Source organism: Mesorhizobium sp. M7A.F.Ca.CA.004.04.2.1 (assembly GCF_004022825.1).
Classification (GTDB): Bacteria; Pseudomonadota; Alphaproteobacteria; order Rhizobiales; family Rhizobiaceae; genus Mesorhizobium.
Map to the genome: position 1 here is coordinate 1 of NZ_RZPH01000781.1, position 2,910 is coordinate 2,910.

The window sequence follows — 2,910 nt, forward strand, 5'->3', positions numbered from 1 at the left end:
GTTCAGGCCGTCGCCAAGGCCGACCGTAGTCGTGGTCTTGCCTTCGCCGGCCGGCGTCGGGTTGATGGCGGTTACGAGGATCAGCTTGCCGTCCTTGTTGCCCTTCACCGACTTGATGAATTCGGCTGATATCTTGGCCTTGTCGTGGCCGTAGGGCAGCAGGTGTTCGGTCGGAATGCCGATCTTCTGGCCGATCTCCTGGATCTGCTTTTTCCTGGCGCCGCGCGCGATCTCGATGTCGGACTTCACTTCGGCCATGACGGCTTTCCTCTGGATTGGACGGTGGAGGGGACGGGTTTGATCTTACTGGCAAGCAGGTTGGAACCGGGCGCGGGCATGTTCTAACCCTGTCGCTGCCACGGCGTCAACTTGTATGCAACTATGTTTCCTCTGGAGAAAGTTCCTCTGCGGACCGGCCGACCTGTCGTCGGTTCTTCCCGGCTCCGTTGCCGCGCCGTATAGAAGCCAGAGGACGCGCCGTTCCGCCGTCTCAAAACAGCCGCACAATGCACGGAATGCGACAGAGGCGACGGCGCAAATTCGCCATCGCCTGGTCCCTAATGGAACAGCGCTACTGCGTCAGAACGTTGCTGATTTCGACCATGTTGGAGCGCACCCTGAGCACATAGAAGCCCATCGTCGTCAGATGCGTCGGCAACAGCCAGCCATCCTCGCGGCCATTGGCGATGATGAAGGGCTGGATGCGCAGCGCCGAAACGAACTGCGAGTCCATCGTGTCCCACAGGTTCTGCAGATGCTTTTCCTTGATGACGTCCTCGAAGTCGGCCTGGGCTCCCTTCATCAGGCCGTAATAGCCGTAGAGCTGGCCATAGGCGAACCAGTAGCGGTCGTCGGCGCGGAAGTCGAACCAGCCATTGTTGTGGTTCTCGGCGCGTTCCTTGAGGATCGCCGAGGTCGAGCCGATGTCGGACGAGATGCGGTCGATATACTGTTTCAGATTGTCGGCGCGGGCGTCGAATGTCGCCTGGCAGGTGGCAAGGCGGGCGTTGAAGGAACGCAGCATGCGCACGGCGTCGCGATAGTAGCTTGGCGTCGGCGTCTTGGGGCCGAACGGGTTCAGGCCGAAATACCAGGTCTCTTCGTCGAACTGAAGGTTGCCGCGGGCATTCTGCAGATCGCTGTCGATCTGCGAGGTGGTGCGGACGCGGCCGAGATTGTCGGCAAGTTCGGTCGCCGTGCGCCGCACCGCCTGGTTGATGCCGCGCTGGAAGGAGGCCTTGTTGTCCATCCACGGCGTGTGGTCCCAGTCGATGCCGAACAGGCCCAGCTTGTAGAGGATCATCGACGAGATCCAGGCATTCTGGTTGACGTTGAAGTCGGTCAGGTCAGCGGCGATCTGGGCTATACCAGAGTTGCCGCAGGTCTTGGCGGTGTCCGTGCCGGCGCCGGCGGCGACCTGTTCGCCGGCGGAGACATTGCGCTTCTCGAAGGTGTATGTGTCGGGATAGTTCGGGTTGAAATTGTTCCACCACTGGGTGGCGTAGAAGAAATTGGCATAGAGGCCGATCAGCACCAGCAGAGCGAGGCCGACCGCCGCCTTGAGGATCCAGCCGCGCTGCGTATACCAGCGTCCGGCCCACAGGAACGGCCACAGGACGACACCGATCAGGAGGCCGATGCCGCGGCCGATCCACTGGAAAATACGGGTGAAGAAATTCACGATCGGATCGAGCATGGCTGTGTCACCCCCTCAAAGCATGATGCCAAAAAGTTGCAGACTTTTTGGATAACATCATACGCCAAAACAAGAAGTTAGAACGAAATAACGGTTCATTTCGTTCTAGTCAGTCAGGCCGTAGAGGCGTGTGCGAAACGCCACCTTGTCCTTCAAATATGTGGTTTTGAGAACGTCCACAACATGCGATCGCCAGGCGTCGCTGAAGCCGTCATAGTCCTTGTAGAAGCCGTCCTTGTTGAAGATGTAGCGCGAGACGAAGTCCGACGGCACGAAATCCGAGATCAGCCGGTTGGTCAGCCAGGCGTCGGGGTGGTCTGGCTTGGCGCGGATCACCAGGAAACGCTGCTGCGGGAAGACATCCTCGATCTTCAGGTGGCCAAGCTGGGCGATCTCGCGCTTGGCGGCGTTGAGGAAAGGAAAATTGCCGTCCCTGGTGATCAGGTCGGCATGGCTCTGGATCCAGGTCTGCAGCCAGACCTTGTCGACATTGGTCAAATTGCGGTTCGGCTCGGCGTCGCGGATCAGCGCGCGCACCACCATCTCGGCCCGGTGCTCGAGATAGCCCGAGGTCTCGACCCAGGAGGCACGCGGCAGCTCGATGCGGCCGGTGGTGGCGAGGAACTTGAACACCTTGTCGGCGTCGTTGATCGAGAGATAGCTGACCTGCCACGGCCGCGAGCGGCGAAAACCGGGGGCGGCCGGATCGCTGATCACCGTCGTCACATCCGGATCGACGAACACGTAGAGGCCGCCGAAATGGCTGGTCCAGTAGGCGTTGTGTCGGAAGATCACCTGGTCGGGTACCAGCGCGTTCTCGCGGATGTCGCCGCAGATCTTGGCGAGCTCGACCATGCGGGTCAGCATGGCGTTGTCGCGCCAGGCATCTGGCTCCTGCTTCAGCCGGTCGACGAGCTTGCCGAGTTCGGCTGCCTTGCCCAGCACATCCTCGGCCGACAGCACCTTGAATTCGACCTGACTGATCGACAGCAAGTCCTCGATGTCGTTGACCTTGGGAATGGAATCCTCGATCTCGCCGTAGATGACGTCTTTGATCGTCAGCGCATCGATGGCGCGCCGGTTCCTGGACATGAACTCGAACATCAGTTGCGAGGTGTTGGAGAAGGCGGTGTGCACCACCGGCAGGTCAATCTGCGACGGCGTCAGGATGATGAAACGGCGGTTGACCTCATTGGGATCGAGATAGTCATAAT

General features: G+C 60.1%; 3 protein-coding genes. All 3 read right to left on the reverse strand.

Annotated features, from left to right (window positions below; translation table 11 throughout):
* Window positions 1–258: formate--tetrahydrofolate ligase (locus tag EN893_RS26880; RefSeq protein WP_128361907.1), on the reverse strand; the 258-nt coding region annotated here is incomplete at its 3' end.
* Between the two features lie 313 nt (window positions 259–571).
* Entirely contained in the window at window positions 572–1,696 is a 1,125-nt protein-coding gene (locus tag EN893_RS26885; protein WP_127266545.1) for a DUF2333 family protein, read from the reverse strand.
* Between the two features lie 105 nt (window positions 1,697–1,801).
* On the reverse strand, window positions 1,802–2,910 hold a 1,109-nt coding region (locus EN893_RS26890; protein ID WP_128361908.1), incomplete at its 5' end, for a DUF6638 family protein.